We start from the raw sequence: 2279 nt of genomic DNA on the forward strand, positions 1-2279 counted from the left end.
TGTATAGCCAACAACGAGGACACACCGCCAAGGCCTATACCGATATAACCCCCTGCCTTCATATACTTCGTGGCACGACTGACCGCCTCCACATGAGCGGCATACCCCGGAATCTGCCCCGGCCCACCCGCCTTGTCCCAGTGATGCACCAAGCTGCGACTGGATATCCCCAAGGCCGTTTTCAACTTGGGGTGATCGCCCAAGGTGGTCTGCCCGCGCAGGCGGGTGGAGTTGAGCAGATGAGCATCCAACTGGTTCATCAACCGTTGGCGATCAGCAAAAAACTGCGGTGACCTAAGGTGCCCGTGCTGCCGGTAGCTGTCCTGATGCAGGCGCTCCATGGCCTGCAGTGTTTCGCGCAGATTGCTCAGGTGCTTTTCCATCACCACTGCGCTGACGCCGAGCCAGGTTGAGGTTTGGCCGATGAAACCGGCGACTTCAGCACCATGGCGATACAGAAAGTCAGCCTCGTCCGGCGTCAGCTCATCCAGTGATGCGCTGACGTGTTGAGCCGCCTGCAACAGTTGCGCTTCCTGATAGGTGCACGAGGTGTTGTTCGGATCGCTGAGTACGATCATCGAGCCGGCTTTGACGTGGCTCGTATTCGGGTTCAGTGCCTTAAACTTGCGCATTACAGCCGGGTCGAACGTTGGAAAAAGTGTGGCTTCCAGCGCCTCGCGGCTGATACTTTTGGGCACGATATAAAAACCTGGCTCCTGACCCTGCACACCATTGAATGCCATTGATCCAACATGACCGGACGGCACGAAACCAGAATGACGTGGCGCTACAGTGTTTCGATTTACAGATGATGGGTTTGTTTGAGCTACTCGCAGGTTAATGGGCGGTTCTGTATGTTGGTTTTCATAGGTGGCTGAGTACACCGAAGGAATCAGCTCGGCTTTACAGGGACAGTCGCTGTAACTATCCAAAGTGCCAGCCATAAGCCGGCCATGGCTGTTTATGTGGGAAATGCCACCGACGATCTTATAAGTTTGCCCATCCTTGCCACAGGTGACTCGGTCACCTTCGCACGTATGGAAAAGGCCGTGTATGTTGACTCTCTTATCTCCGTCCAGCACTTCCCCGCCGCAGGTGGTCTTGTCACCCAGACCTATGAAATAACCTAAGCTCATTGCTTTACCCTTTATCCATTTGAGTTTATGGCCGCACTCTCCTTCTCGTCTCGAATAAGAAAATTGATACGTGATGCATTCAATCGAGGTAAACGAGAACGAGAGAGTCAGCGGCAAGCCAAACTTTGGAGAGGGATTTACTTAGGGTAAAGTCGGACGATTCCGGGTATTTCGTCGTATAAGTCTGATAGGCCTGCGACGTCCGGCACAGTGCTTCGGGCGGCTACTTCTAGCTGCGTGCTTGGCGGGCCGCTGCACGGACGCCTGCCTGCACTTAGTGATTACGACGCGGCACCTTCCATTCCCGATGGGGGAACTTGTACAGATAGTTCAGGTTATCCATATCGAACCGGCCATCCTCCTTGCCGGGGCCACCGAAGAAGCTGATGCCGATATCCAGCTTGCGCAGCAGTTTGGGGCGTGAGAGTAGCTCCCTGGCCGCGTGATGGGCCTCGGGTGAGAACGTCCTGTCGGTGGCGATCAGGCCGGCGGCCTCTTTCAACTCATTGAAGTTCACATAGCTGTCTGTCGCCCCTGCGGCGAATTCGCGGAAGTGATCGCGGATCACCCCTATTAGTTGCCGGTCACTCACGCTTGCGTACGGGCGCAGGTCCGGGGCGCTGGCCTGGGTTTGAGCGCTTCGTGCCTGACGATGGTTAGCTTGGGTTGAGCGACTGTCAGCATCCAGCTGATCTGGTAGAGCGGTGAAAGCGCTAGTCGAAGGTGGTTTTACTGAAAATGACATGGTGGGCCTCTGATTCATTCAGGGATTGATTGAAAAATCCACCTTATGGGTGGTCGTCACTCAACCTGCCGTTCCATTCATCACCGCCCGTTCGACATGCATTGTTAAAGGCCAGCAATCCATATCCCTTTAATTTGCAGGACGTTTCCTAGACAATCCTTTGGCCTTGCGCCTGCTCAACCCACTGGCTAGCCTTCGCTTCGTCGCTGCCTATCAGCGATCGGGTGTGAGATCCCGTTATTAGCAGGCGCAATGCGCTACAACCGTCAATGGCGGCTGTGTGCGGGCAGACTTCGGTCTGGCCGGGTCCTGTTTTCCGGTATCTCACCCCGCACATAGCTGCCACCTTTTGACGTGTGAGATCGGCAAAAAAATGGCTCCCAAACCAAGCAGGAGCT

At 55.1% G+C, this 2279-nt stretch carries 2 protein-coding genes; both read right to left on the reverse strand.

All coding sequences use genetic code 11. The features are described from left to right. Positions 1-1136, reverse strand: a 1136-nt coding sequence (locus GIW79_RS29450) for a PAAR domain-containing protein (protein ID WP_236477476.1), incomplete at its 3' end; no start/stop codon positions are given. A gap of 274 nt (positions 1137-1410) precedes the next feature. Next, positions 1411-1728 (reverse strand): hypothetical protein, encoded by a 318-nt coding sequence (locus tag GIW79_RS29455; RefSeq protein WP_236455219.1) that lies wholly within the window; start codon positions 1726-1728, stop codon positions 1411-1413. Positions 1729-2279: the final 551 nt, after the last annotated feature.

The organism is Pseudomonas sp. PA-7-1E, from assembly GCF_021605325.1.
GTDB classification, from domain to species: domain Bacteria; phylum Pseudomonadota; class Gammaproteobacteria; order Pseudomonadales; family Pseudomonadaceae; genus Aquipseudomonas; species Aquipseudomonas fluorescens_BV.